Origin of the sequence: Tsukamurella soli (assembly GCF_039541155.1) — a bacterium.
GTDB classification, from domain to species: Bacteria; Actinomycetota; Actinomycetes; order Mycobacteriales; family Mycobacteriaceae; genus Tsukamurella; species Tsukamurella soli.
This window is the reverse complement of record NZ_BAABFR010000189.1, coordinates 1-4001: the sequence shown is the minus strand read 5'-3', so window position 1 is coordinate 4001 and position 4001 is coordinate 1. Positions and strand designations below refer to the sequence as shown.

The 4001-nt window shown below is 70.5% G+C and carries 3 protein-coding genes; 2 read left to right on the top strand and 1 reads right to left on the bottom strand.

The features are described from left to right. Positions 1-200: hypothetical protein (locus tag ABD908_RS26705; protein ID WP_345001837.1), on the top strand; the 200-nt coding region annotated here is incomplete at its 5' end. Between the two features lie 72 nt (positions 201-272). Here the strand turns inward: ABD908_RS26705 and ABD908_RS26700 are convergent. After that, a complete protein-coding gene (locus tag ABD908_RS26700; protein ID WP_345001835.1) occupies positions 273-1613 on the bottom strand; it encodes a primosomal protein in 1341 nt (446 codons plus the stop codon). A gap of 316 nt (positions 1614-1929) precedes the next feature. On the opposite strand from ABD908_RS26700, the gene ABD908_RS26695 reads away from it, so the two are divergent. Continuing rightward, positions 1930-4001: ATP-binding protein (locus ABD908_RS26695; protein WP_345001833.1), on the top strand; the 2072-nt coding region annotated here is incomplete at its 3' end.

Below are 4001 nucleotides of genomic sequence, written 5' to 3'. Positions count from 1 at the left end.
TCGGCCCGGATCAGACGTTGATCGCGTCGGTCGTCACGGACCGCACCGGCTACTTCCGCCTGGAGGGATTGACGGACGGGGTGTTCACGATCGTGGCGAGCGTGTACGAGCCGACCGCGGTGCAGGTGCGCGTCGTCGGCGGCCAGCCGAACGTCGCCGACATCGCCCTCGGCTCGGCCCACAACACGATCGGTTCGTAACCGCACAACGCGAGAGCCCCGCACCGCCGACGGCGGTGCGGGGCTCTCGTCGTGCGGGGAGAGCGGCGGGCGTCAGATCTTCTTGAGCCGTCCCTCGAGCTCGTGCACGAGCGCGCGCCACGCCTCGGACTCGTTCTCGTAGGGCGCCGACGGTGCCAACCGCCGCGGCTGGGGGTCGAGCGCGTACGACACGAAGAAGCCCAGGGGGGTGGTAGGGCGCAGGGCCTCCCGGACCGAGCTGTCGTCCGCGAACTCGGCGGCGTCGAGCAGCAGCTCCACGGCGAGGTCCAGCTGATCCCGGTCCATCCGGCGGGGGCCGTCGACGATGTCCTCGGCGATCCCGGGGAGCACGTACACATTGTCGTCGTGCACCTCGACCTCGAGAGACCCGTCGGTCGCCGCGACGCGGACCTGGTCGTACGTGGCGACCTTCGACAGCTCGGTGTCGTTGTCGTCGGCCAGGTAACGCTCGAGTGCCGACGGTGACGTGAACACGAAGATCTTCCCGTCCTTGCCGAGGAACACGGGGAGGTCGTCGAGGTAGCAGCGGAGCGTGTAGTACTCGGCGTCGCGGGTGACGATCTTGACGGGGTCGATACCCACGCCACCCCAGAACGAGTCGTCCTCGTACAGGTCCTCGTCGTCCTCCAGCTCGTCGTCGGACTCCTCGTCCACCTCCTCGTCCACCTCCTCGTCGAGGTCGTCGTCGAGGTCGTCCGGCCCCTCCTCCGAGTTGAGGATGTCGATATCCGCGGCAGTGAGGTCCGTGTGCTCGAGTTCGCGCGCCTCGAGCATGTCCGCGGCCATCTTCTCCTCGGCGGCCGCCAGCTCCTCCTCGGCTGCGGCGACGGCGGCGGCCGACACCTCCGGGGCCGACACGACGCTCTCGATCGCGTCGATCACGTCGTCCCACTTGCGGGCGACGATCTGGCCGACCTTGTGCCACATCTCCATGCCTTCGCGGCCCTCGAAGTTGCGGGTTCCGATCCGCACGGTGCCCAACACGGGGTTGCCGTTGAAGAACTTCGTGACGTCCGGAAGCTCGCACACCTCGCCGATCAGCGACACGATCTCGAGCGTGTCCTCCAGCTCGGCGATGACCTCGGGGGTGGGCTGCTCGGCGGCCAGCTCGGCCACGCGGATCAGGTCGTAGGAGCGCTCGTCTTTCGGGGTGAACGCCTCGGCGGGCAGCTGCGTCAGCGCCTGCCACGCGGGATGGTCGTCGAGATCGTGCTCGGCGTCGCTGCGTGCGAACGCCACCAGCTCGGCGACCGAGCCGAATGCGTAGAGGTCGTCCTCGAGCCCGAGGAACGCCTCCCACTCGTCGTCGCCCTCCCGCCAGCGAGGTGCCCAGAGGGAGTACACCGGGCCGTCGGTGAGGCCGAGCTCGATCGGGACGATGTCAGACGCCATGCGCGCCAGCCTAGTGCACTCGTCGGACACCTCGGCGGACCCTGGGAGGCAGGGCGTCGAACCCGGGCGCGCCCGGTGGGCCGTGCGATGGACACGCGCGACGCGCACCCCTCCCGCGTACGTCGGACATATTCTGAGAAACTGTTTCATCCGCGTACTCGCGAGTATCGCGAAGTCGCGAGAAGGTAGGACGGAAGCGGCGTCTGCGCGAGCAGAATCGATGTGGCGCCGAACCGGCTAGCGTGTGCAGCAACGCGTTGCGGCGTGATGGCACAGCCGGGCGAACCAGGGTTGTTTTCAGGTGAGGAGTTGCCGAGTGTTCAGCCGAATCGCGATCGTCAATCGTGGAGAGGCCGCGATGCGGCTGATCCACGCCGTGCGGGACCGTAATGCGGAGACCGGGGAGGGCATCGAGACCGTCGCCCTGTTCACGGACGTGGATCGGACGGCGACGTTCGTGCGGGAGGCCGACGTCGCGTACGACCTCGGGCCGGCCGCCGCGCGCCCGTACATCAATCTCGAGATCCTCGAGAAGGCGCTGAAGGAGACCGGCGCCGACGCCGCGTGGGTCGGCTGGGGCTTCGTCGCCGAGGATCCGGCGTTCGCGGAGCTGTGCGACCGGCTCGGGATCACCTTCATCGGCCCCAGCGCCGACGCGATGCGCAAGCTCGGCGACAAGATCGGCGCGAAGCTGATCGCTGAGGAGGTCGGTGTCCCCGTCGCTCCGTGGAGCCGGGGTGCGGTCGAGTCCCTCGAGGCGGCCAAGGCGTCGGCCCGCGAGATCGGCTACCCGCTGATGCTCAAGGCCACCGCCGGTGGTGGCGGGCGCGGTATCCGGCTGGTCACCAACGAGGACGAGTTGGTCGACGCCTACGAGCGCACCAGCCAGGAGGCGGCGCGCGCGTTCGGCAGCGGCGTCGTCTTCCTCGAGCGCCTCGTCACCGGTGCCCGCCACATCGAGGTCCAGGTGATCTCGGACGGTGAGACCGCGTGGGCGCTCGGCGTCCGTGACTGTTCCATCCAGCGCCGCAACCAGAAGGTCATCGAGGAGTCCGCGTCGCCGGTGCTCAGCGCGGAGCAGGCCGACGAGGTCAAGTCGGCCGCCGAGCGGCTCGCGGTCGCCGTCGGCTACTGCGGCGCCGCCACCGTCGAGTACCTGTATCACCCGGGCGGTCGCTTCTTCGCGTTCCTCGAGGTCAACACCCGCCTGCAGGTCGAGCACCCGATCACGGAATCCGCCACCAGCACCGACCTCGTGCGCTACCAGCTGTACGTCGCCAGCGGCGGCAAGCTCGAGGGCACCCCGCCCGCCGAGCGCGGGCACGCCGTCGAGGCCCGTCTGAACGCCGAGGACCCGGACCGCGACTTCGCGCCGTCGCCCGGCAGGATCGTGCGACTCGCGCTGCCTGCCGGCCCCGGCATCCGCGTCGACACCGGCGTCAGCGAGGGCGACACCATCCCCGCCGACTTCGACTCGATGATCGCCAAGATCATCGCCTACGGCAAGGATCGCGACGAGGCCCTCGCCCGCCTGCGCCGCGCCATGGCAGAGACCACCGTCATCATCGAGGGTGGCGCCACCAACAAGAGCTTCGTGCTCGACCTGCTGGATCAGCCCGAGGTGATCGACGGCAGCGCCGACACGGGCTGGATCGACCGCGTCCGCGGCGAGGGACGCCTGGTCAGCCACCGGCACTCGGCCGTCGCGCTCGCCGTCGCCGCCGTCGAGGCCTACGAGGAGGACGAGCGGGTCGAGCGGCAGCGGCTGCTGTCGACGGCGTTCGGCGGCCGCCCCCAGGTGCAGCACGAGAGCGGCCGCCCGCTCGACCTCAAGCTGCGCGGCGTGTCCTACCGCGCGCGCGTCGCCCGGGTCGGCGCGCACCGCTTCCGTGTGGGCATCGAGGCCGGCGGCGAGGCCGGATTCGCCGACGTCGAGGTCGACCGGTTCGACCGTTGGGGCGGCCAGATCCTGGTCAACGGCACCCGGTACCGCTTCGTGATCGGCACGCACGGGCCGGTCCACTTCGTCGAGGTGGACGGCGTTGCGCACCGCGTCAGCCTCGACGAGGGCGGCGTGGTCCGCTCGCCGGCGCCGGCGCTCGTCGTCGCGACCCCGGTCGACGTCGGTGCCGAGGTCGAGGCCGGTGCGCCCGTGATGGTGATCGAGTCGATGAAGATGGAGACGGTGCTGCGCGCGCCGTTCAAGGCGCGCCTCAAGGAGCGCGTCGCATCGGTCGGCAGCCAGGTGGAGACCGGCGCGCCGCTGCTGCGGCTCGAGCCGATCGTCGACGACGACGAGGACGGCGCCGACGGTGCCGGCGACGCTGCCGTGGCCGTCGAGCTGGACCTGCCGGCGCCGCCGGCGCACGTCCCGGCCGACGCCCGCCT